Source organism: Pseudomonas sp. FP1762 (assembly GCF_030687105.1).
GTDB classification, from domain to species: domain Bacteria; phylum Pseudomonadota; class Gammaproteobacteria; order Pseudomonadales; family Pseudomonadaceae; genus Aquipseudomonas; species Aquipseudomonas siliginis.
In genome coordinates this window covers 3,013,506-3,036,904 of record NZ_CP117458.1, presented here as the reverse complement: position 1 = coordinate 3,036,904, position 23,399 = coordinate 3,013,506, and the positions used below count along the sequence as shown (strand labels likewise).

At 58.8% G+C, this 23,399-nt stretch carries 22 protein-coding genes; 15 read left to right on the top strand and 7 right to left on the bottom strand.

Going from position 1 to position 23,399, the window contains the following annotated elements; translation table 11 throughout:
• Window positions 1-447: 447 nt before the first annotated feature.
• The 9 genes from pnuC (at window position 448) to PSH90_RS13500 (ending at window position 9,289) form a co-directional block, all read left to right on the top strand.
• Entirely contained in the window at window positions 448-1,011 is a 564-nt protein-coding gene (pnuC, locus tag PSH90_RS13540; RefSeq protein ID WP_041479688.1) for a nicotinamide riboside transporter PnuC, read from the top strand.
• Window positions 1,008-1,532 carry an AAA family ATPase gene (locus PSH90_RS13535; protein WP_305383095.1) on the top strand — a complete coding sequence of 175 codons (525 nt, stop codon included), beginning with the start codon at window positions 1,008-1,010 and terminating at the stop codon, window positions 1,530-1,532. Before pnuC ends, PSH90_RS13535 begins: the two co-directional genes overlap by 4 nt.
• A 331-nt stretch (window positions 1,533-1,863) precedes the next feature.
• Window positions 1,864-2,313 carry a hypothetical protein gene (locus PSH90_RS13530; protein WP_150742105.1) on the top strand — a complete coding sequence of 150 codons (450 nt, stop codon included), beginning with the start codon at window positions 1,864-1,866 and terminating at the stop codon, window positions 2,311-2,313.
• A gap of 1 nt (window position 2,314) precedes the next feature.
• The gene (locus PSH90_RS13525; RefSeq protein ID WP_095179986.1) at window positions 2,315-2,887 is read left to right on the top strand and encodes an adhesin; all 573 of its coding nucleotides are present in this window, start codon (window positions 2,315-2,317) and stop codon (window positions 2,885-2,887) included.
• Window positions 2,888-2,960: 73 nt separating this feature from the next.
• Window positions 2,961-3,953 (top strand): heme utilization protein, encoded by a 993-nt coding sequence (locus tag PSH90_RS13520; protein WP_252869514.1) that lies wholly within the window; start codon window positions 2,961-2,963, stop codon window positions 3,951-3,953.
• A gap of 64 nt (window positions 3,954-4,017) precedes the next feature.
• Window positions 4,018-4,698 (top strand): C39 family peptidase, encoded by a 681-nt coding sequence (locus PSH90_RS13515; RefSeq protein WP_024012915.1) that lies wholly within the window; start codon window positions 4,018-4,020, stop codon window positions 4,696-4,698.
• A gap of 43 nt (window positions 4,699-4,741) precedes the next feature.
• Window positions 4,742-5,488, top strand: a complete 747-nt coding sequence (locus PSH90_RS13510; RefSeq protein ID WP_252876272.1) for a hypothetical protein — start codon at window positions 4,742-4,744, stop codon at window positions 5,486-5,488.
• 45 nt (window positions 5,489-5,533) lie between these two features.
• Window positions 5,534-6,850 carry a hypothetical protein gene (locus PSH90_RS13505; protein ID WP_110645251.1) on the top strand — a complete coding sequence of 439 codons (1,317 nt, stop codon included), beginning with the start codon at window positions 5,534-5,536 and terminating at the stop codon, window positions 6,848-6,850.
• Window positions 6,851-7,072: 222 nt separating this feature from the next.
• Window positions 7,073-9,289, top strand: coding sequence for a hypothetical protein (locus PSH90_RS13500; protein WP_305383094.1), 2,217 nt, complete (start codon window positions 7,073-7,075; stop codon window positions 9,287-9,289).
• 84 nt (window positions 9,290-9,373) lie between these two features.
• Here PSH90_RS13500 and PSH90_RS13495 read toward each other — a convergent pair whose 3' ends face one another.
• On the bottom strand, window positions 9,374-10,699 hold the full coding sequence (locus PSH90_RS13495) for a sigma-54 dependent transcriptional regulator (RefSeq protein WP_076563015.1): 1,326 nt from the start codon (window positions 10,697-10,699) through the stop codon (window positions 9,374-9,376).
• Between the two features lie 520 nt (window positions 10,700-11,219).
• On the opposite strand from PSH90_RS13495, the gene PSH90_RS13490 reads away from it, so the two are divergent.
• From PSH90_RS13490 to nhaB, 3 genes are all read left to right on the top strand, one after another.
• Window positions 11,220-11,486 (top strand): hypothetical protein, encoded by a 267-nt coding sequence (locus PSH90_RS13490; protein ID WP_016774677.1) that lies wholly within the window; start codon window positions 11,220-11,222, stop codon window positions 11,484-11,486.
• Between the two features lie 263 nt (window positions 11,487-11,749).
• Window positions 11,750-13,039: a hypothetical protein gene (locus PSH90_RS13485; protein ID WP_305383092.1), complete on the top strand. Its 1,290-nt coding sequence runs from the start codon at window positions 11,750-11,752 to the stop codon at window positions 13,037-13,039.
• 88 nt (window positions 13,040-13,127) lie between these two features.
• Complete coding sequence (nhaB, locus tag PSH90_RS13480; protein ID WP_305383091.1) at window positions 13,128-14,630, top strand: sodium/proton antiporter NhaB; 1,503 nt, start codon at window positions 13,128-13,130, stop codon at window positions 14,628-14,630.
• 160 nt (window positions 14,631-14,790) lie between these two features.
• On the opposite strand, the gene PSH90_RS13475 is transcribed toward nhaB, so the two are convergent.
• From PSH90_RS13475 to gnd, 3 genes are read right to left on the bottom strand one after another with little or no spacing between them, the layout of a single operon-like run.
• Complete coding sequence (locus tag PSH90_RS13475) at window positions 14,791-15,612, bottom strand: HAD family hydrolase (protein WP_305383090.1); 822 nt, start codon at window positions 15,610-15,612, stop codon at window positions 14,791-14,793.
• A complete protein-coding gene (gene zwf / locus PSH90_RS13470) occupies window positions 15,609-17,132 on the bottom strand; it encodes a glucose-6-phosphate dehydrogenase (protein ID WP_252886011.1) in 1,524 nt (507 codons plus the stop codon). The genes PSH90_RS13475 and zwf overlap by 4 nt, the downstream gene beginning before the upstream one ends.
• Complete coding sequence (gnd, locus tag PSH90_RS13465; protein WP_095179978.1) at window positions 17,129-18,109, bottom strand: phosphogluconate dehydrogenase (NAD(+)-dependent, decarboxylating); 981 nt, start codon at window positions 18,107-18,109, stop codon at window positions 17,129-17,131. Before gnd ends, zwf begins: the two co-directional genes overlap by 4 nt.
• A 275-nt stretch (window positions 18,110-18,384) precedes the next feature.
• Here gnd and PSH90_RS13460 point away from each other — a divergent pair, with 275 nt between their 5' ends.
• The 3 genes from PSH90_RS13460 (at window position 18,385) to PSH90_RS13450 (ending at window position 20,907) form a co-directional block, all read left to right on the top strand.
• Window positions 18,385-18,567 carry a DUF6026 family protein gene (locus PSH90_RS13460; RefSeq protein ID WP_016774671.1) on the top strand — a complete coding sequence of 61 codons (183 nt, stop codon included), beginning with the start codon at window positions 18,385-18,387 and terminating at the stop codon, window positions 18,565-18,567.
• Between the two features lie 211 nt (window positions 18,568-18,778).
• Window positions 18,779-20,521 (top strand): phosphoethanolamine transferase CptA, encoded by a 1,743-nt coding sequence (locus PSH90_RS13455; RefSeq protein WP_305383089.1) that lies wholly within the window; start codon window positions 18,779-18,781, stop codon window positions 20,519-20,521.
• Between the two features lie 176 nt (window positions 20,522-20,697).
• Window positions 20,698-20,907 (top strand): hypothetical protein, encoded by a 210-nt coding sequence (locus PSH90_RS13450; RefSeq protein ID WP_041479703.1) that lies wholly within the window; start codon window positions 20,698-20,700, stop codon window positions 20,905-20,907.
• Between the two features lie 116 nt (window positions 20,908-21,023).
• Here PSH90_RS13450 and PSH90_RS13445 read toward each other — a convergent pair whose 3' ends face one another.
• From PSH90_RS13445 to zapE, 3 genes are all read right to left on the bottom strand, one after another.
• Window positions 21,024-21,521, bottom strand: a complete 498-nt coding sequence (locus tag PSH90_RS13445; RefSeq protein ID WP_160769110.1) for a GNAT family N-acetyltransferase — start codon at window positions 21,519-21,521, stop codon at window positions 21,024-21,026.
• 117 nt (window positions 21,522-21,638) lie between these two features.
• Window positions 21,639-22,220, bottom strand: coding sequence for a DinB family protein (locus PSH90_RS13440; RefSeq protein WP_305383088.1), 582 nt, complete (start codon window positions 22,218-22,220; stop codon window positions 21,639-21,641).
• Between the two features lie 17 nt (window positions 22,221-22,237).
• Window positions 22,238-23,356, bottom strand: a complete 1,119-nt coding sequence (gene zapE / locus PSH90_RS13435; protein WP_305383087.1) for a cell division protein ZapE — start codon at window positions 23,354-23,356, stop codon at window positions 22,238-22,240.
• Between the last annotated feature and the right edge of the window lie 43 nt (window positions 23,357-23,399).

Sequence of the window (23,399 nt, the reverse complement as noted above, 5' to 3'; positions counted from 1 at the left end):
GGTTAGGGTGAGGGGCTTTTGATCGCAGATCACTGCGCTTTTCATGATCTGCGTTCGACGCGATATTCCAGGTCGGCGTACCTCGACCAAACAACGCGGTCAGTTCCCTCTCCCTCCTGGAGAGGGTTAGGGTGAGGGGCTTTTGATCGCAGATCACTGGGCTTTTCATGATCTGCGTTCGACGCGTTATTCCAGGTCGGCGTACCTCGACCAAACAACGCGATCAGTTCCCTCTCCCTCCGGGAGAGGGTTAGGGTGAAGGGCTTTTGATCGCAGATCACTGCGCTTTTCATGATCTGCGTTCGACGCGTTATTCCAGGTCGGCGTACCTCGACCAAACAACGCGATCAGTTCCCTCTCCCTCCGGGAGAGGGTTAGGGTGAGGGGCTTTTGACCTGACTAATGCAGTACAATCCGCCCCCTTCTCAACTCCCCCAAGGATCACTCATGTCCGGGCTTGAACTGTTTGCCGCTGCCCTCGGTGTCATCGCCGTGTGGCTGACGGTCAAGCAGAATCCGTGGTGCTGGCCGATCGGGCTGGTCATGGTGTTGCTCTACAGCTGGATCTTCTTTGAGGTGAAGCTGTATTCGGACATGTTGCTGCAAGTGATCTACGCCGCGCTGCAGATCTACGGCTGGTGGCAATGGACCCGCGCCGGGACGATGCATGACGGTCGCCAGGTTACCCGCCTCGATCCACGCTCGATGGTGCTCGGCCTCGGCGTTGGGGCGATCGGCAGTGTGTTGCTGGGCGCGGCGATGGCGCACTGGACCGACGCCGCACAGCCGTGGCTCGATGCCGCGCTCACCGGTTTCAGTCTGGTCGCGCAACTGTGGATGGCGCAAAAACGTCTGCAATGCTGGGCGCTGTGGTTCGTCCTCGATGTGATCTTTGTCGGCCTGTTCATCTACAAAGGCCTGTACCTGACCGCCGCCCTGTACGCGCTGTTTACCCTGCTCGCCGTGCAAGGCTGGCGGGAATGGCGTGCCGATCCGGCATTGCGCACATGAAAGTCGTCGTTCTCACCGGCCCGGAATCCACCGGCAAGAGCTGGCTGGCGGCAGGGTTGGAGCAGCGTTTCGGCGGCGTGCGCGTTGATGAATATGTTCGTCGGTTCATCGAAGACAACCCACGCGACACTTGCCTTGCGGATATCCCTGATATCGCCCGGGGCCAGTTGCAATGGGAAGATCAGGCGCGCGCAAAACAGCCCCCACTGCTGATTCTCGACACCCACCTGCTCAGCAACATCCTCTGGAGCCAGACTCTGTATGGCGACTGCCCGGCCTGGCTGGAAACCGAGTTACTGGCGCGCCATTACGACCTGCACCTGCTGTTGTCCCCGCAACAGATCGACTGGACCGAAGACGGCCAGCGCTGCCAACCGGATCTTGCGGATCGCATGGCGTTCTACGAAGCCACCCGCGTTTGGTTGATCCAGCACCAACAGCCGCTGCAAGTGATCAAAGGCAATTGGGCCGAACGCCAGACACAAGCCTTTGCGGCGGTCGAGCGTTTGCTGTCCAGATGAGCCGCCCGGCAGCTTTTAACGCAAAACTGTCCGTTTTTGAAACACTCCCGACCGCGCAAAGGCCCCGCCCAAGCGTCATTCATCCTTGCGTCACGTGATCTGTTACGCCGATGAAACACCTCGGCGCAAACCCTTGTTCCAGAGCTTTCCGGCGCCCATTGCCCCGCAAGCGATCCGCCCTGTGTCTCAGCGCTGAAACAGTGCCCGCAACAGGGAACTTCCCAAAGTATTTAAGCCGTTGAAATAAAAAGATAATTCAAAACCGGCACAGCTTTCGCTCTCTCCTTCACAACGCTGAATAACCCAGCCCACTGAAGAAGGAATTGCAGCCGTGGGGAAATTCAATAAAGGCCTGACCTGCCTCCTGCTGATCGGATCAGCCGCCAGCGCTTTGATCAGCGTCAGCGCCCAGGCTGAAGGCAACGGCGTGATCGTCCTTAACCGCGACGTTCAACCCATCGCGATCGGGCGCAATGGCGGCAAAGACCCCTATCCGACCACGGTCAACGCCAACCCTTCGGCGCGGATCAACCAGACCCTCAGCAGTACCGAACTCACTGACGGTGATTTCGCCAGTGTCGCCAGCGGCTCATCGATTCGCGGCAACATGACCACGCCCAGTTCCAACCTGCCCGGCATGAACACCCTGACCAATCAGAACGGCCTGCCCGGCATGCGTACTGGCAGCGGCGGTGGTTCTGGCGCCTCGATCTCCAACACGGTCAACCGGGCGATGAGTACCGGGCTGGCGCCTCTGACTCGCATGGCCGGAGGCCAATGACATGAATCGCACCCTGCTGCTTCTTGCCCTGCTCGGCTGCACCAGCGCCATGGCCGATTCGGCTTCAGTCAACAAGGCAAACATTCAGGATTCCGGCGCTCAGTATCGCGGCAACTTCAATGTCAACCAGGCTGCCGGTGACCAGATGCAACAAGCCAACACCAAGGCGATTGCCATCGGCACCGAAGCCCATGCCACCACCAGCGTCAGGCAAACCATCGACACGCCCGCCAGCCGCGCCATCGACGCGAGCGCCAACATCGGCGGCAACTCTTTCAGCAATGGCAACGGCATCCTCGGTGTTAACCAGGGCGCCGGTGCCAACAACCAAATGGCCAACGTTACGCGCGTCAGCATCAGTGCCGGCCCGCAGAGCGTTGACGACAGCGCCCTTTCACAACAGAACGTGGCGTTTATACCGAGCTCAGGAGCAACTGGTACCTCAATCGGCAGTCGCCAGGTCACGACCAGTGATCAGGCCTTCACCGGCAGCCGCGGGGTAATCCAGGTGAACCAGAGTGCCGGGGTGGGGAACCGCATGGCTAACACCCTGAGCATCCGGGTCGCAGACTGACCCAAACAAAAAGCAGTGCAATTAGAAAAGTCCCAACACTTAACCAACTAATAAGCACGACGGAGAAACAACCATGAAACCTACAATGGCTCTCAAACCACTGGTTTTCGCACTCGCAGCAGTGATGGCAATGGCAGCACAGGCTGGCGGCCGTGGTGACAACGACGGTCATGGTAACGGGCACGGCAATGGTCACGGCCAGCCACAAGGTCCGAATCTTGAACAACTGCTGCAGATCACCGCAGGCGCCGGCGCCGCTGTACTTGACGCACAAAACAGCGACGGCAACGTGGTGAAAAACCAGGGCACCCTGAACAACGCCAATGCCAGCGACTCGCTCAACGGCTCCAACGGCAACATGGGTGCCAACGTGGCGGGCGGCGACGGCAACCAGCAGGACAACGCTGCTGCGCTGGCTACCGCTGACGAAAGCTTCATCTTCGGCAATGCTGTTGCCGCCTCGAGCGCGACTCAGGTGAACAACAACAACTACGTGAAAAACTCTTCCACCTTCAACAACGCCAACCTCACCAATACTGGCAACAACGGTTCCGGCAACATCGGCATCAACGTGACCGCCGGCAACTTCAACCAACAGAAAAACAACCTCGCCATCGCCGTTTCCGGTGGTCGTGTAGCGCAGGCTGCCGCCTCTGCCAACCAGTCCTCGACTGGCCTGGTCGTGGAAAACAAAGGCGTGCAGGCTTACAAAACCGACACCCTTACCGGTACTTATGCAGCCGCTGGCGTGTTCAAAGCCAAAGGCACTGCGACCATCGAAGACGACAACGACCATGGTGGTTGGGGTAACCGTGGCGGCGGCCATGGTGGCAACGATGATCAGAAAGCCAAGTTCGAAGCCGTGGGTACTTTTGGCCTCGCTGGCGTCACCACCCAACAAGTGTTGACCAAAGATGGCTGGAAAACCCCTGTCGTCAACAACGCCAACATGACCAACTCGATGAACAACTTCTCCGGCAACGGCGGAGCCAACGTCTCGGCGGGTGTGGGCAACCAACAAAGCAACTCGCTGTCCATCGCCGCAGGTTGCAAAGCCTGCATGTAATCGCGATCGAAACGAAAGCCCCGGCAACGGGGCTTTTCCTCGGTTCCACAAGGCGTATTCGATCATGCGGACTCCTGCCCTCCTCGCTCTGCTTTGTCTGTGCGGCCTGACTCAGGCGGCCCAGATGCCCGTCGCTGCCCTGCCGGGTGGCGTGCTGGTCTACAAGGATGTGCAAAGCATTCGTGAGCGCAAGTTTGCCGACATCGTCGAACAGAAAACCGACTTCAGCTGCGGCGCTGCTGCACTGGCGACGGTCCTGCGCCAGGCCTATTGGCTCGACGTCGATGAGGAGCACATCATCAAAGGCATGCTGGTCAACGCTGACCAGGACCTGGTGCGAACCCAGGGTTTCTCCATGCTCGACATGAAGCGCTACGTAGAAAGCATCGGCATGCGCGCCCGTGGCTACCGGATCCCGCCCGAGAAACTCGAAGCGGTGACCATTCCGGTGGTGGTTCTGATGGACATTCGTGGTTACAAGCATTTCGTCGTCCTGCAGCGTTCGGACAAGGATTGGGTCTACATCGGTGACCCGGTTCTCGGCCACAAGCGCTACAAGCACGACGACTTTGTCAAAGGTTGGAACGGCATTGTCTTTGCCATCGTCGGCCCCGGTTACGACAAGGCCAACGCCTTGCGCAGCCCTCCGGTGCCGCTGACGGCGAAGAACTCGCTGGACAGTTTCAACCCGGTCAAAGATGCGGAATTGATGGATTTCGGGTTCATTCAGAGCGACTTCTTTTAATCGCCGAGTTAGAGAATGGGACTGGATGTCCCGGGAGCAGCAGATGAAAAGCTCATACTGGCTGGCCGCCGCCTGCCTGGCAGCGAGTGCGTCAGGTTTAGCCCATGCCGGATTCAAACCCATCGAAATCAAGGACCAGGAGCTCGCCGAGCTGCGCGGTCGTTACGTCATGCCGGGGCGGATCATCAGCTTCGGCATTGTCATGAGCAGCACCTGGCGCAACGCCAGCGGCGACTTGATCGGGGCCGCGACCTCGATGCAGATCCAGGCCGCAACCGTCAAACCGGAATTCTACGTCTCGACCATCAAGGAGTCGGGCAACGGCGGCGCCCTCACCGCAGGCACCGGCAGCGTAATCGGTGGCGCCGGCCTCAACAGCAGCCAGGGTGTGACGCAAAGCGTACGCGCCGCCGGCGATGGCAACACCGCCAACAACAACGTCGCGATCAACGTCAGCGAAGCCAGTCAGGCGCCGGCACTGGTGCCATCGCAAGGCCAGGCCCTTATCGCCGGACAAACCATTACTGGCAGCAACGGCGCCGGCAGTGTCGCGGTTTCGGCCAATGGTGGTGGCGTGCAAATGGCCATTCAGGCCAGCGGCAATCAGGGCACCGCGCTGCAACAGGTCGCCCAGGGCGGGCTGCTGCAGAACACCCGATTGCTGGGCAGCGCCAACGTTGTCAACAACCTTACGCAACTCAACGTCGTACTTAACAATAACGGCAGAAGCGCCGGTGCACTGGATTGCAACCTGACCCAACTCGGGGCCCTACGCAATATCGGATATTGAACTACGCTGAGTCTCGATCATTGGGCTTAAAGGGACGGCTTATTCATGTATCGATCAGTATCACTGCGTGCCGCAGTGTGTTTGAGTACCCTTCTCCCGGCGGCAATGCTGCAAGCAGCACCCGACGCCGATGTAGAAGCCCTGAAACGGGAACTTCTGGAACTGAGACAACGATACGAACAACAACAACAAGCGCTGGCGGTACTTGAACAACGGGTCCGCCAGGTAGAAGAGACACCCTCTGCCCCACCGCCAAAACGGCTGGCGAAATCGCCGTCCGACATGAAAGGCAATCGCGTCGCCGCCGGAGCCGCCACAGGCACCGGTGCGGCCGCTGCATCGGGAGGCGCCGCCGGGGGCAGTGGCGCTTCCTACGGTCAATCGCTGGCCGATGATTCACAACCGGCGCAGAGCGTTTCCAACCTGTATGACGAAGCCAGCGGTTTCTTCGGCGGCGGCAAGTTCAGCGTGGAAACCGGCCTGACCTATTCGCGCTATGACACCCGCCAGTTGATCCTCAACGGGTTCCTTGCGCTGGATTCGATCTTTTTGGGCAACATCAACCTCGACCGGATCAAGGCCGACACCTGGACCCTGGACCTCACCGGCCGCTACAACTTCGATAACCGCTGGCAGTTCGACCTGAACGTGCCGGTGATCTATCGCGAGTCGACGTATCAATCCGGCGGCGGCAACGAGGGCGCGGCTGGCGTAACAACAGAAGAAACCGTCACCAAGGATCCAACCATCGGCGACGTCAACTTCGGTATCGCCTACAAGTTCCTCGACGAATCGGTCAACACCCCGGACGCCGTCGTCACCTTGCGCGTCAAGGCGCCGACCGGCAAAGACCCGTTCGGCATCAAACTGCGCCAGACCGACGCCAACTCCAACCTGTTCGTCCCCGACACCCTGCCCACCGGCAACGGCGTCTGGTCGATCACGCCGGGTATCTCGCTGGTCAAGACGTTTGACCCGGCGGTGCTGTTCGGCAGCCTTTCCTACACCCACAACCTCGAGGAGTCGTTCGACGACATCAGCTCTACGGTCAATCAGAAAAACCCGGGCAAAGTGCGCATCGGCGACAGCTTCCAGATCGGTGCCGGTATCGCCTTCGCGCTCAACGAGAAGATGAGTATGTCGTTCTCGGTCTCCGACCTGGTGCAACGCAAAAGCAAGCTGAAACAGGACGGCGGCGATTGGGAATCGGTAGTGTCCAGTGATGCCAACGCCGGTTACTTCAACGTCGGCATGACCATCGCAGCCACCGACAACCTGACGATCGTGCCGAACTTGTCGATCGGCATGACCGATGATGCGCCGGACTTTTCGTTCAGCCTGAAATTCCCGTATTACTTCTAAAAGCAAAAGATCGCAGCCTTCGGCAGCGCCTACAGTTCGTGTAGGCGCTGCCGAAGGCTGCGATCCTTTGATCTGTCGGCGTTTCGCTGCTGGTGCAACTCGCGACCACTTATCGGAAATACGTCCGCACCTGTCAGATCTGACAGGTGCGCCCTACCGCTGAATCCGCTTACATGACTCCAGCGCCTCGCACCGTGCAACAGGCCGTAATGGAGCATCGACATGAACCAGACGCCGGATGAAAACCGCATTCTCGCTCTGAATCCACCCTTTGTTTTGAAACAGGCCGTTTTGAAGGATGGGGGCTACGACGGTGGCATTTCGCTCGAGACCGTCGAAAATGATTTGCTGATCATCGTAGATCCGTGGGTAGGGATGGCGATGTATGACAACTGTAAAATGTATTTTGATGGCGTCGAGGTTGGGACAATTCCGGTCGATGAAAGCAACTTGAATAAGCGGCTCGAATTCAAAGTCCCCAAGGGTCAAGTCACCAATGGCGAAGCACTGATCGTTTACACCGTACAGCGCTTGGGTCAGGACCCGGTTAGCTCCGAGCCGGTACGGCGTGTGTGGGTCCAACTCACACAACCAGGTGGCACCGATAGCGACAGCGAAGAAGGCAACTCCGGCCTGATCTATACGCTTAGTCCGGATCCGTCCAATGGCGTGAATGAGGATTTGGCCCGGCGGGGAATCCGCATGAACATCGTACCCTATGAGAACATCGCCATCTTCGACACCATTCGGTGCCGTTGGGGTGATCAGGTGGTGACGTACTACCCGGTCACCAGAGAGCAGATCGACGATCCGGTCAACCATCCGATCTTCGCTACCTTCACCGAGGACGTCATCAGGGCGCAGGGCAACGGCAACAATATCGAAGTGAGCTATCAGGTCGTCGACCGGGTGGGTAATCTGCCGGATCCGAAGGCGCGGTGGGCGAAAATCACTTACGTCTCGGTGGATCTGAACAATCGCTTGCCGGCGCCGACGATCTGGGTCAACGGCCAGAACGTCACCACCATCGACCTGAAGGTACTGGGCACGAGCGACGCCGCTGCCCGGGTTTACTTCACAGGCCCCGACTACCAGGCTGGTGACAAGGTCGTCCTGACCTGGTCCGGCACGACGTCTGGAGGACAGCCCGTGACCGTCGGCCCGCTGGAAAAAACTGTCGACAGCGTGCCCGGCCATCACGACTTCCCGATCCCGAACGACAAGATCACAGCGATCGTCAACGGTTCGGCCAAGGTCGGCTTTCAGCTGCTGCGCGCCGGCGCACCTGCGCGCCCCTCCAATGACATTGTGATCGCGGTCACCGGCGAAGCCAGTCAGTTGAAACCGCCAACGGTTGTGCAGGCGCCCGATTACAGGCTGAACCCGAATCTGCATCAAAGCGGATTTACCGTGGTGTTTGACACTTCGACGTTTGGCGCCAATCACGAAGTGCAACTGGAAATCGCCGGCGGACCCGGCGCCGGCTCAGTGCCTCCCCAGCACAAGCCGGTGGCGGGACAGTCGAAAGTGCAATTCGATATCGATTCTTCTATCACCGGGGCAAATCTGCAGCGCAGTGTGGAATTGAAATACAACTTGATCGTCAATGGCCAGCCGACGCCTGTGCAGAGCGTGACGTTGTTGATTGGCGAGTTGCTGCAATCGAGCATGCCGATGCCGAAACTTGAGGGTTTTGATGGTGAGGTGCTGGATGTTGGAATGCTCAACGATGACACGAAGGTTTTGTGTGAGGCTTGGCCATTTCAGCAGGCGGGATTACCGATCTGGTTAAGGTATGTGGAGACGTTCACGAGTGGTGGAGAGCGCGTCAAGGAGCAGTTTGTCGGGGCGGCGCATGATCAGGAAGGGGGGCTTGATTATTTGGCTGAGGTGGAGTGGTTGCGCGGGTGTAAGGCTGATTCGAAGTTGGCTGTTGTATTGAAGGTGGGATTGCATGCGGGGGCGGTTGAGACTGACGCGGTGGCGTGTCGGGTGAGGAGTTATGGGGTCAAGGCTGGGTTGGATGATTTGACTACGTTTGAGGACTATGACTGGAATCATTGGTCGCTAAGTTCAGCACCTCATCACTCTAGAATAACATTGCTTTCCGGCGAGTACGTCCTAGAGGCGTTACCATTGCCAACTGTGAACTATAGAAAGATTTATATTACCAAGCCCTTCCAAAGAATCGAAACAGGTACGGAGCTTGAGTTGAGTTTCGATTATATAGTGCCAGTTACTCTAAGCGTGACCGTTGACCAAAATCTCTCCAAACAGTTTGAAGAGATTCCTCGAGCTACATCGTGGCAAACCAAGATTTTTCGGTTCAGCGTCGCGAAGTCCTCTACGCCAAGGTCACTGATGCTGTGTTTGCAAATGACGTCACATAACGAAACTGGTCCTACATACCTGAAAAATATAAGAGTCAAAGAAATATGATTGCTCTCAGAGTTTTTGGCCTGCCTGAGAGACGGTAATTATGAAATATTTTGGCAACTTAGCGCCTCTCCAGATTAATTAAAATCACCTGATTTGATGTTTATGCAACAACCGATAAAAAGTAGGCCGCGAAACTCCGAGGACTTTCGCGGCCACACTCAAATTATCACTGTGCCGGTTCAACACATCACACAACGCCTGCCGTTCCGCCCGGGTCTTGTAGTCTTCCAGCGTGCCCATCGGCGTGGCGATGGAATGCTGACTGATCAATCCCAAATCCCGCGCCTCGATTTGCCTCCCCTCCGCCAACACCAACCCACGCCTGACCCGGTTAGCCAGCTCGCGCACATTGCCCGGCCAGTCGTGCTTGCCCATGGCAATCAGCGCGTCTTCGCTGAAGCTTCTTGGTCGGCGCCCGGTTTCATGGCTGTAGAAGTGCGAGAAATGGTTGGCCAGCATCGATAGATCGCCATGACGTTCACGCAACGGCGCGGTCACCACTTGCAGGACGTTCAGCCGGTAATAAAGGTCTTCACGAAAGCGCTTCTTCTCGATTGCTGCTTCCAGGTCAACGTGGGTAGCGGCCAACACGCGCACATCCACCGGTATCGGCTGACTGCCCCCTACCCGTTCAATATGCTTTTCCTGCAGAAAGCGCAGGAGATTGGCCTGCAATTCCAGCGGCAGGTCGCCGATTTCGTCGAGGAACAACGTGCCGCCATTGGCCGCTTCGATGCGTCCGACCTTGCGCTGGTGCGCGCCGGTGAACGCGCCTTTTTCGTGGCCGAACAATTCTGACTGAATCAAATGCTCGGGAATCGCCCCGCAGTTGATCGCTACAAAAGGTTTGTTGTGGCGCTGGGATTGTCGGTGCAGGGTGCGCGCGACGAGTTCCTTGCCGGTGCCGCTTTCGCCGCGAATCAGCACGGGCGATTCGGTCGGGGCCAGTTTGCTCAGCAGTTTGCGCAGTTCGCGGATCGGCTTGCTGTCGCCGAGCAGTTCGTGCTCCGGCTGATCGACATGAATCGTACCCTGCCCGCGCAGGCGTGCCATGCCGAAGGCGCGGCCGAGGGTGACCTGTACGCGGGAAACGTCGAAGGGCAAGGTGTGGAAATCGAAAAACCATTCACAAACGAAATCGCCGACGTTCTGCAAGCGCAGGACTTCCTGATTGAGCACAGCGATCCATTCGGTGCCGCTACGGCTGATCAGTTCTTTCACGGCTTCGGGTCGTTCCAGGTGAAACGGCTGCAAACGCAGCAGGCCGACATCGCAGGCCCGGGATGCGGCGTTTTCCAGATTACAACTGTCGACATCCCAACCCACAGCGCGCAATCCGGGCAACAGGCGATAACAGTCGTCGCAGGGATCGACCACCAGTAAACGTCTCGATGCAGGCGCTTCGCTCATGACTGTTCCTTGGCGCCAAATTTGATAAATGATCGTAAAAACAGTCATTTGGCAGACCCGGTTGTAACACTAGCAAGATTTTGACGGGGGCTTGTACCGATTGCTTATAGGCTGGGTATTAAAAGAGTTATAAGAAAGTTGGTTGTTAGTTAGCTATCGACTATTTGCGGTGAATCCAAGAGCGGCCCCTCACCCTAGCCCTCTCCCGAGGGAGAGGGCTAGGGTGAGGTATACGCGAGGTCAGCCGATCTGAAAGACCGAGCCGAACTCGAGTTTGAAAAGCCCACAACTCGGCTCCCTCTCCTCGGGGAGAGGGCTGGGGTGAGGGGTGAATTCAGCGCGGTGTTCGGACATGTGCAGGTTTAACGAAACGAACTTACGTTATGTAAAGAATCTGAAATTTCTTTGTTTCACTTGTGACCCGCCCCCCGGTTGCGTGCATCAGTACAAGTAACCAGCCGCACGGTAAGCCCAACCGACGGCACATCATTTGATTGGGCGCCAATAGAGAGAAGACCCCATGACTGCCCCGCTGCGTATCAACGAAGCTCTTTTGATTGCCAACCACGCGTTCAAGCCTTTTCAATGCGTGGCCTGGGCGCCGCAAGACGGCAATGGCGAACTGAGCCTGACCGTCGTCGACCGCACCAACTCCCACATCGGTCGCAAACAGATCCCGAGCAGCGCCTACTCTGACCCGGCGCAACTCGAACAACTGCTGCAGCAGGCCCGCGCCGAGCTGAGCGAAGACGGCCACAAGTTGCAATCCTGGTCGATGCCACACTGATAACCGAACTAGGGCGGATGACGTTAAAGTCATCCGCCCTTGTTGTATGCGTAGTCAAATAAGCAACGTACTTGCAGCGCAGTTTCATCCAAAGTACTTGGCTCGCTTGCGACTGGTTCAACAAGACACTGTTCTGGCACAGTGCGACCGTCGTCTGTTTATTCGTCCAGTTGTACTTCTCGCGGTTCAGGGATTGAATGTTTCGCTCGTGCAGTCAGCCTCCCAACTACCGGGTATCGGCTCAGGCACAAGGAGACGCGTGCATGTCCACCCTGAGCCCTTACGCGCTGCCTACTGCATGGACCGCCCCCGGTTCGCTCGACCCGACATTCGCCATTGGCGGTGTTGCGCAGGTGTACTTTGCCGGCAGTTTGTCCAGCCAGACCCAACATGTCGAGCTTGATGCACAGGGCCGGATTCTGGTGGCCGCCAAGGTCGGTACGGCCAAGGGAAGTCGGTTCGGCCTGGCGCGGCTGCTGGCCGATGGGTCGGCGGATTTGTCGTTCGGCTTTCAGGGCAGCGTGATCGGCAGTTTCGTCGAGGGTTTCGAAGCCAAGGCCGGCAAGGTTCAGGTGTTAGCCGACGGCAAGATTCTGCTGGCCGGCCTGCATTATGAAGACACCCAACGCACCCTGCCCGCCCTCGCCCTGTTCGATGCCAACGGCCAGCCAGACCGATTCTTCGGCGATGACGGTTTCCAGGTGGTGCGACTGCCCGGCGAGCTGTCCATGGGCACCCGCGACAACTGGTTGCCGCCGGGCGTGCCGGGCGTCGAAGCCTGTGACTTTGTGGTGCAGGAAGACGGCCGTATTCTGCTGATCGCCAATCATCATTTCAGCCTTGCCGACCACGCCGGCATATTGATCCGCCTGCAGCCCGATGGATTTCTCGACGAATCATTCAACGGACGCGGATTCGTCGTGGTCCGCCACCTGCTGCTCAATACCTGGCTGAGCACGCTGTTGTTGAAGGAGGATGGGCGCATCGTCGTCGCAGGTTCCATCGACTTTCCTCAGCATGGCCTGCTGGCGGTGTATCGGCCCGATGGCAGCCTGGATGAGCGCTTCGCCGTCGATGGCTTCATGGCCTTCAAGGCTCACGGCAACAGCGCTCAGGTCAGCCAGATCATTGAGTGCGATGACAGGCTTTATTGCTTCGGCAGCAGCCGCGATCCAATCCGCTGTTTGACGTTTGTCCTGCACGCCAACGGTCGACCGGACCTGCACTGTCATCATGGCCAGCCACAGGTGTTGGACATCGGCCCCAGCGGATGCCAATGGAACGCCGCCCAGCAAATGAGCGACGGCCGCATCGTCGCCGTGGGCGCGACCATCGGCGGAGTCGAAGCTGACTTCATGGTGGCGCGCTATCAACTCGATGGCAGCCTTGATCCAGCGTTCGGTGAGGGCCATGGCTGGTTGCGCACGCGACTGGGGCGAAGTCTCGATACCGCCAATTCACTGACCGTACATACTGACGGGGCGATTGTGGTAGGTGGCTATTCGCTGGATGGCAACTACCGGGCAATGGTTGCGCGTTATCTGAATCCATAGAGCATTCAACAGGATCGAGGTTATCGGCGACTTGATCTTCCTTGAAACATCCGGCAACTTTCGCGCTTCTAAATAAAAGGAGCAGCCGATGTCCGGTTCAATCGCCCAGGCGTTCGCGCACAACTTCCTCGGGCAATCGCCACGCTGGTACAAGGCGACCATCGTCGGTTTTCTCATTCTCAACGCCGTGGTGCTGTTCACCATCGGCCCGGTCGCCGCAGGCTGGTTGCTGGTGATCGAATTCATCTTCACCCTGGCCATGGCGCTCAAGTGTTATCCGTTGATGCCCGGCGGCCTGCTGTTGATTGAAGCGTTGCTGTTGAAGATGACCACGCCGCAAGCGCTTTACGATGAGTTGCTGCACAACTTTCCGGTGATCCTGCTGCTGATGTTCATGGTTGCCGGCATCTACTTCATGAAAGATCTGCTGCTGTTTCTCTTCTCGCGCCTGCTGTTGGGCGTGCGCTCGAAAGCAATTCTGGCGCTGATGTTCTGCTTCTTGTCGGCATTTCTTTCGGCATTTCTTGATGCGCTGACCGTGACGGCGGTGATCATCAGTGCGGCTGTCGGCTTTTACTCGGTGTATCACCGGGTCGCGTCGGGCAACGATCCACGTGAGGACAGCGAATTCGCTGACGATGAGCATTTACCGTCGCGACACCATGAGGACTTGAATCAATTCCGCGCTTTCCTGCGCAGCCTGTTGATGCACGGTGCGGTCGGCACAGCGCTCGGTGGGGTTTGCACCTTGGTCGGTGAGCCGCAGAACCTGCTGATCGGTCATGAGATGGGCTGGCATTTCGGTGAGTTCTTCACCAAGGTTGCCCCGGTATCGCTGCCGGTACTGGTGGCGGGTCTGGTTACTTGCGTGCTGCTGGAGAAGCTGCGCTGGTTCGGATACGGCACGCTGCTGCCGGACAACGTCCGCGCTGTGTTGGCCAACTACGCTGCCGAGGACAACGCCAAACGCACGCCTCGTCAGACGGCGGCGCTGCTGGTGCAAGGTGCGGCGGCACTGATTCTGATTGGTTGCCTGGCGTTTCACCTGGCTGAAGTCGGCCTGATCGGATTGATGGTGATCGTATTGATCACCGCGTTTACCGGGATCACCGACGAGCATCGCCTGGGCAGCGCGTTCAAGGACGCCATGCCGTTTACCGCGCTGCTGGTGGTGTTTTTTGCCGTGGTGGCGGTCATTCACGATCAGCATCTGTTCGTCCCACTGATCGAGTGGGTGTTGGCGCTGCCGATGGATCAACAGCCGGGCATGTTGTTCATCGCCAACGGCTTGCTCTCGGCGATCAGCGACAACGTATTCGTTGCGACCATTTACATTACCGAAGTGAAACAGGCTTTTCTCGCCGGGCACATGACTCGCGAGCACTTCGAGACATTGGCGATTGCGATCAATACCGGCACCAACCTGCCGAGCGTGGCGACCCCTAATGGTCAGGCAGCGTTTCTGTTCCTGCTGACCTCGGCGATTGCACCGCTGGTGCGGTTGTCGTACGGGCGCATGGTGTGGATGGCGGTGCCGTATACCGTGGTGATGGGACTGCTGGGCTGGTATGCGGTGAGCTATTGGCTCTAAGCAACACTGAATAAACCTGTGGGTTACCGGGGTTTGCACGCGCCGCGAAAACCTGTGGGAGCGAGCCTGCTCGCGAAGAGGTCGTGTCAGGCAACGAATCTGTTGAATGACACACCGCCTTCGCGAGCAGGCTCGCTCCCACATTGGTTTTGGTGTTGGGTCAGTGCGGGAGGATGTATTTCTCGATCGCCAGGACCACGCCGTCTTCAGTGTTTGGCGCTGTAACGACATCAGCCTGGTGCTTCACCGCCTCTTCCGCCTGGCCCATGGCAATCGAAAAGCCAGCGCATTTGAACATCGCCGGGTCGTTGCCGCCGTCGCCGATGACAGCGGTTTGCTCCAGCGGCACGCCGAGGTATTCGGCGATGGTCGTCAATGCCGTGCCTTTGTTGGCCTCAAGCGCCGTAACGTCGAGATACACCGGCTGCGAGCGCGACACTTGCGCCATACCGTTGACCTTGGGCAGCAGCTGCGCCTCCAGCTCAATCAGCAACTCAGTGTTGTTGCTGGTGGCAACGATCTTGTCGATGCGCTCCAGATACGGTTCAAAACTCTCGACCACCACCGGCGGATAGCCGAGGCCACTCTGTTCACGTGGGACCATCGGCCCGTGCGGGTCCTTGAGCAGCCAGTCGCCGCCGCTGAACACCCAGATTTCCACCTCCGGTTGATCGGCAAACAGTGCCAGTGCGATCAGCGCTGTGGTCGCCGGCAAATAATGCGCGGCCAGCAGCGTGCCGTCCGCTTTGACGATGGTGCCGCCATTGAACGCCGCTGTCGGCAGATCAACGCCTAGCGCCTCGATCTGCTGCAACATGGCTTTCGGCGGACGGCCGCTGGCGAGGCTGAACAGCACGCCGGCATCGCGCAGCGAGCGCACGGCTTCGATGGTGCGTTGGTTCAGCGTGTGATCCGGCAGCAACAGCGTGCCGTCCATGTCGCTGAGCAGAAAACGTATGGGTTGTTTCGGCAAATCACTCATCCCAGGCCGTGCCAGACGCGACCATCGCGAGTCAGGAGATCTTCGGCTGCTTGCGGGCCATCTTCGCCAGCCGCATACGTCTCGACGCTCGCATCCTGCTGCCAGGCATCAAGGAAAGGCTGCACGGCTCGCCAACCGTTCTCGATGTTGTCGGCACGCTGGAACAGCGTCTGATCACCGGTCAGGCAGTCGTAGATCAAGGTTTCGTAGCCGGTGGAAGGCTGCATCTCGAAGAAATCCTTATACGCAAAACCCAGCTCGATATTGGCCATGTTCAGCGCCGGCCCCGGCCGCTTGGCCAGCAAGTCGAACCACATGCCTTCGTTTGGCTGGATCTGGATGCGCAGGTAAGTCGGTTGCAACTCGTCGACTTCGGTGTCGCGGAACTGTGCGTACGGCGCCGGTTTGAAGCAGATGACGATTTCGGTGTCGCGCACGCTCATGCGCTTGCCGGTGCGCAGATAGAACGGCACGCCGACCCAGCGCCAGTTGTCGATCATCACCTTGAGCGCGACGTAGGTTTCCGTGGTGCTGTCGGGCGACACGTTGGCTTCTTCGCGATAACCCTTCAATGGCTGGCCATCGCGCTCGCCGGCGCTGTACTGGCCGCGCACCGAGTTGGCCCGGGCCTCCTCTGTCGACCAGGGACGAATCGCCCCGACCACTTTGGCCTTCTCGCCACGCACCGCGTCAGCGCCGAAAGCAGCCGGCGGTTCCATGGCCACCATGGCCAACAGCTGGAACAGGTGATTGGGCACCATGTCGCGCAGTGCGCCGGTGTGTTCGTAAAAGCTGCCACGGGTTTCCACACCGACAGTTTCCGCCGCGGTGATCTGCACGTGGTCGATGTAATGATTGTTCCAGAACGCTTCGAACAGGCTGTTGGAGAACCGGCTGACCAGGATGTTCTGCACGGTTTCCTTGCCCAGGTAATGGTCGATCCGGTAGATCTGCTTCTCGCTCATGACCTTGAGCAGGCACGCGTTCAAGGCTTCGGCGGTGTGCAGATCGGAGCCGAACGGCTTCTCGATCACCACTCTTCTGAACGCTTCGGGGGTTTCTTCCAGCAAACCGGCGCTGCCGAGGCGGCGCACCACTTCACTGAAGAAACGTGGCGCGGTGGCCAGGTAGAACACCGCGTTGCCGGTGCCGCTGTCGGCGATTTTCGCCGCCAGGGCTGAATAGGTGCTGTCGTCCAGGAAATCGCCCTGGACGTAGCTGATGCCTTTGGCGAGCTTGGCCCACAAGACCGGATCAAGCATCTGATCGCCCTTGCCGACCTTCGCCGCCACTTCGGTACGGATGAAGTCTTCGAGCTTCTGCGCAAAGGCTTCATCGGTAATGGCGTTGTGATCAACGCCGACGATCCGCAGGTTTTCGTCGAGCAGACCGTCGCGACTGAGGTTGTACAGCGCCGGCATGAGCAGGCGCTTGACCAGGTCGCCGTGGGCACCGAACAGGAATAGCGTGGTCGGTGGTGCGGGTTCTGCCTTGGATTTTCTGCGGATCGTATGGGTCATTTTTTCGCGGTCTCCACGTGGCCGCCGAAGCCGAAGCGTTGTGCCGACAGGATCTTGTCACCGAAGGTGCCCTGCCCGCGCGAGCGGTAACGGGAGAACAGCGAGTTGGAAAGCACCGGTACTGGCACTGCTTGCTCCATGGCCGCTTCGATGGTCCATTGGCCTTCGCCGCTGTCAGCCACGGAACCGGAGAAACCGTCGAGCTTCGGATCGCTGGCCAGTGCGTCGGCAGTCAGGTCAAGCAACCACGACGACACCACGCTGCCACGACGCCAGACTTCAGCGATATCGGCCACGTTCAGATCAAATCGCTGATCTTCCGGCAGGCGTTCGCTGGATTTGGTCTTGAGAATATCGAAGCCCTCGGCGAACGCGGCCATCATGCCGTACTCGATGCCGTTGTGAATCATCTTCACGAAGTGCCCGGCGCCGGCGGGACCGGCGTGGATGTAACCGTGCTCGGCACGGTGGTCATCGGACTTGCGATCCTTGGTGCGCGGAATGTCGCCCATGCCCGGCGCCAGTGCGGCGAACAGCGGATCGAGACGCTGCACGGTTTCGGCATCGCCACCGATCATCATGCAATAACCGCGTTCCAGGCCCCAGACGCCGCCGGAGGTGCCGACGTCGATGTAGTGCAGGCCCTTGTCGTTCAGGGTTTTGGCCCGGCGAATGTCATCCTTGTAGTTGGTGTTGCCGCCGTCGATGATGGTATCGCCGGGTTCGAGCAGTTCGCTCAGGGTGTTGATGGTGTCTTCGGTCGGTGCGCCCGCCGGCAGCATGACCCAGACCGCGCGTGGCTTGTCGAGGCCGGCAACCAGTGCTGGCAAGTCGGCGACGCCGGTGGAGCCCTCGGCGACCAGGTTATCGATGAAAGCGGTATTGCGGTCGTAAACAACGGTGGTGTGCCCGTTGAGCATCAGACGTCGCGCAATATTGCCGCCCATGCGGCCCAGTCCAATAATCCCGAGTTGCATGTGCTGATGCTCCTTACTACAAATAAATGTGTGTCATTGGTTATAGCCCAACGCGACTGATGGAGGTTAGTCCAGAGCGTTGCGATGAAGTTTCCGGGCATTGTGCCCGATCCAGAGTGATAACGCCCCGAATCCTGCCGAAGACACACCGACCATGAAAAATAAAAAAGTTCCCTTCCAGGGCAAAAGAAATCAAAATTGGCGCCGATAGTAAGTCAAGCGCCTCAAAACGAGGAGTGACTTACAGTTGATGCACGCCATTTGCGAGGTGAGCAATGGGCACAGTACATACAGCAATGCCGCCACAAACCCTCTACGTTACGATCCGTCGCGATGAATTGCGCCAGTTGAAAGACGAGCGCGACCAGTTGAAGCACGAATTGGCGCAATTGCGCGCATTGACCCAGGGCTCGCAGCCGCAACCGCGTCCGGTTGTGCAGCGCGCACCCCACGCCTGATCCCCGCCTGCTTCGGGAACGGCCCTCGTCGTTCCCGACACGTTGCACCCCTGACCGCTTGATACACACCAACAGCGGCGCTTAACAAATCTTTCACAAGCCCTTGGGGATACTTCGCCCCATTCTGGCCGTGCCTGCGTGTACGGCCTCTGTTCGTCGGTGTCATGGAAGCGTTTCCGGCGTGGGTCTGATGATTGAGCTGGAGCGCTGAATGGCATTGTTCAAACGCAGCAAAACGACTGCGACCGGTTTCGACTGGGCCGGATTCATCTGGTTGTTCGTCTTCTTCTGGTACTTCTCGGGCATCACTCAACTGCTGATCCAGCTGACCGGCACGTCTGGTTTCACGGGATTTCGTCAGGCATTCGTGATGAGCGCGCTGTGGCTGGCGCCGATGCTGCTGTTCCCCAAACAGACGCGTCTGCTTGCGGCAATCATCGGTGTGGTGCTGTGGGCTTGCTCGATGGCCAGCCTGGGTTACTTCTTCATTTATCAGCAGGAATTCTCGCAGAGCGTCATCTTCATCATGTTCGAGTCGAACGTGTCGGAAGCGGGCGAGTACATGACGCAGTATTTCGCCTGGTGGATGATCCCGGCGTTCCTCGCCCATACCGCGTTCGCTTACTTTCTGTGGACGCGGCTGCGCCCGGTGTACATGCCCCGTGGTCGCGCACTGGTTGCAGCCACCGCAATCGTGATCGCCGTCGCCGGCTACCCGCTGATCAAACAAACCATGCGCATGGGCAATTTCGCCGAAGGCTTCGAGAAATTCGAAACCCGCATCGAGCCCGCCGTGCCGTGGCAGATGGCCGTGGCGTATCACCGCTATCTGGAAACGCTGGGGGACATGCAAGGCATGCTCGACAGTGCCAGCAAGATCCCGCCGCTGAAAAACCTCAAGGACGCCTCGGCCGGGCAACCGGCGACTTTGGTGCTGGTGATCGGCGAATCGACCAACCGTCAGCGCATGAGCCTCTACGGTTATCCGCGCAGCACCACGCCGGAACTGGACAAACTCAAGGATCAACTGGCGATCTTCGACAACGTCATCACCCCGCGCCCTTACACCATCGAAGCGCTGCAGCAAGTGTTGACCTTCGCTGACGAGCAGAACCCCGACCTGTACCTGTCGACGCCATCGCTGGTCAGCGTGATGAAACAGGCCGGTTACAAGACTTTCTGGATCACCAACCAGCAGACCATGACCAAGCGCAACACCATGCTCACGACCTTCTCCGAACAGGCCGACGAGCAGGTGTACCTGAACAACAACCGCAACCAGAACTCGGCGCAGTACGATGGCGACGTCATCGAGCCGTTCAACAAGGCGCTGGCCGATGCGGCGCCGCGCAAGCTGATCGTCGTGCACCTGCTCGGCACGCACATGAGCTACCAGTACCGATATCCGCCGACGTTCGACAAGTTCAAGGATCGCCAGGGCGTTCCGGCTGGCGTGCGTGACGATCAGGTACCGACCTACAACAGCTATGACAATGCCGTGCTGTACAACGACTTCGTGGTCTCGAGCCTGATCAAGGACTACGCCAAGACCGACCCGAATGGCTTCCTGCTGTACCTCTCCGACCACGGTGAAGATGTCTTCGACTCCGCCGGTCACGGCATGCTGGGGCGCAACGAAAACAAACCGACCGCGCCGATGTACACCATCCCGTTCATGGCCTGGGCCTCGCCGAAGTGGAAGGAAAACCACGACTGGAACTTCGCCGGCGACCTCAGCCGCCCGTACAGCAGCTCGCAACTCATTCACACCTGGGCGGATCTGGCCGGGTTGAGTTCCGATGAACTGGATCGCAGCAAAAGCCTGGTCAGCGACAGCTTTGTACCGCGCAAGCTGTTGATTGGCGACCCGTACCAGGCGCCGAGGCGCGCGTTGATTGACTTCAGTTTGATGAAGCCCAAACACCCTGCTCCGGCGGAAGTCGCGCAGAAGTAAAACGACAAAGGGCCGAGAAGGCCCTTTTTTGTGCCCATCGGCCGCAGTGTTTCTGTAATACGCCGCAATATTTGCGCTGAACCAGCGTTAACCCATTGTTAATGGCCGCGACGCAGACTTCTTTCGCGGTCTGCTTCACGGACGAACCGACTCCCACTTGTTCAGTAGGAGGCACCATGAAAACCACTACCTTCATTCTCACCACCCTGCTCGCCCTCGGCTCCACCAGCGCCTTCGCTGAAGGCGGTGCCGAACGCATGCGTTATTACTACGACAATTTCCCGGTCCAGCACGCGCAAAGCGAGCAGAAGGCCGACGCCAGTGCGAAAGAAATTCGCGTCCCTGCTGACCAGACGGCGCAGGTGACCGAGTCCTATCGCGACTGAGCTTTACCGAGCAACCGATGGACCTTCCGTGTCTCCGCTCTGGCCCGGAAGATGACAGTTCAGGCGCCCTGATCGGGGCGCCTTTTTTTATGTTGGTGATTGGCGGTGAGGAGCCTTCAGGCCTGTAAATCCTTTATCCAGAACAGCATCCGCCCGTGATCTGGATTGAACATCCCCGGTGCAAAGCCGAATTTGCGATATGAACCCTGCGCCACCGCATTGCCTTCCAGCACTTCCAGGGTGATCTTGCAGCAGCCGCGCTGACGGGCGATCTCTTCTACCCTCTGCAGCATTTTCTGACTGAGCCCCAGGCCGCGAAATTTGCCGACCACGGCGACGTCGTGAACGTTGACCAGCGGTTTACAGGCGAAAGTAGAGAAGCCTTCAAAGCAGTTGACCAGCCCGGCCGGTTCGCCGCCGACGAAGGCCAGCACGCTGAAGGCATGCGGGCGGCGGGCGAGCTCTTCGGGCAGGCGTTGCAGCAGTTCGGGCGCGATCGGATGACCGCCGCCCATGGGATCTTCGGCGTAGTGGTTGAGCACGATGCCGATGGCTTCGGCGTGCACCGGGTTGCTGTAGCTGGCCTGAAGTACGAGTATTTCTGCGGAATCCATTTCCATCCCCGATAAGCAAAAAGCCCCGGCGCGCAAGGTGCTAGCTGAAAGGCCTGGGGGGGACCTTAGCTTGGGTGCGCCGGAGAGGGCAACTTGAAAAGCTGCGATCTTTCGTGGTCAGTGGCCCCAGATGAGCTCTTCGGTCCAGCCCAGTTCGGCGAAGTCTTCGGCACGCAATGCGCTTTCGCCGACACAGAAAAATTCATCCAGTTGCGGTGGCTTGACCGCCGTGCCGCTGAGCATGGCGTGCACCTGGCCACGATGATGGAGCTGGTGCTCGAACAGGTGCGAGAGCATGCGCAGGCGGCTGTCATGTTGCGGCATGTCACGGGCGATGGTGACGATTCTCGACAGGTCGGCATCGCGCAGTTGCTCGCAATAGGCGATCAGGCGGCGATCAACGCGGGCCTGTTCTGCACGCAGCGCCGCAGCCTCGGTAAACGGCTCGTCTGCATTGAAGAAAACATAGCAATCAGGGTGTGGCTCGTCACCGCGCAATTCCCGCTCCAGCGCGTCGACGTAGAACCAGTCGCAAGTGAGAATGTGGTTGAGCGTGAGGCGGATGCTGGGGAAGAAGCTCACCCGTGCCGCCGCCAGTTCAGTGGTGTCGAGCTGGCTCCAGGCCTTTGCCAGGCGGTGATTGGCCCAGGCATTCTGATAGGCCATGGTCAGCAAATGATGGGACAGCGGTTGACTCATGTCGGCGCCCTCTTCTTTCAGGCTTCAGCGAAGCGCTGCAATTGCATCTCCTGCAAACGGCTGAGGGTGCGGCGGAACGGGAATTCCAGGTAGCCCTCGGTGTATAGCGCGTCCATCGGTACGCTTGCCTCGACGTACAGCGGCACCTTGCGGTCGTAGCATTCGTCGACCAGCGCGATAAAGCGGCGAACGCCGTCGTCATGCACCGATAACTGCGGCAATTCCCGGTCACCGGCGACCACGCGCTCAGCGCCATCTTCGGTGCCCCGCGCAATGCGCCCTTCGCGTTTTTGTGCGCTGAGGTTCGGCACTTCGCTCAACAGAATAGCCCGGTAGCGATCACACAGGGCAATGAAGTCCATGGCGGCGAAAGGTTGTTCGCACAGATCGCTGTAGCGGCACCACAGCACCGATTCGCTGGCTTGCACGACGTTGAGCGTGCGGTGGCCCACGGCGACTGGCTCCTCACTGACAGTCTCATCTACAGCCAGCGACTTGAACACGGCACCCAGTGCGCTCGGTGAATCGGCTTCATTGACAAAATAGCGCTGCTCGATCGCTCCGGGATGCAAGCGATGATCCTCGGCGCCATTCACCGCGACCACTGTCATGTGTGCCTTGATCGCCGCAATCGCCGGCGTGAAACGGTCGCGATTGAAGCCGTCCGCGTACAGGTCATCAGGCGGCAGGTTGGACGTGCAGACCACCACTACGCCTTCCTCGAACATCACCTGAAACAGCCGGCCGAGAATGATCGCGTCGCCGATGTCATTGACGAACAGTTCATCGAAACACAGCACCCGCACTTCGCCGGCCAGCTCTTTGGCCAAGGCGCGCAACGGATCGGCGATGCCACTGAGTTGAAACGAACGCTGATGTACCCAGCCCATGAAGTGATGAAAGTGTTGACGCCGCGCCGGCACGCGCAGGCTCTGGTAGAACTGATCCATCAACCAGGTCTTGCCGCGCCCGACCGGCCCCCACAGGTACACGCCGCTGATCGAAGGGGCACCGGCGTGCAAGGCTTCATGGCATTTCTGTAAGGCCCAGACCGCGTGTTCCTGAGCTTCATCCTGGATGAAACCCTTGTGGTCGACCGCGTATTGCCAGGCACTGAGGGGAGAGTCGAAAGTCATGCGCGGGAGTATGCCACGGGCGATTGGCCATTGCTGATTAACG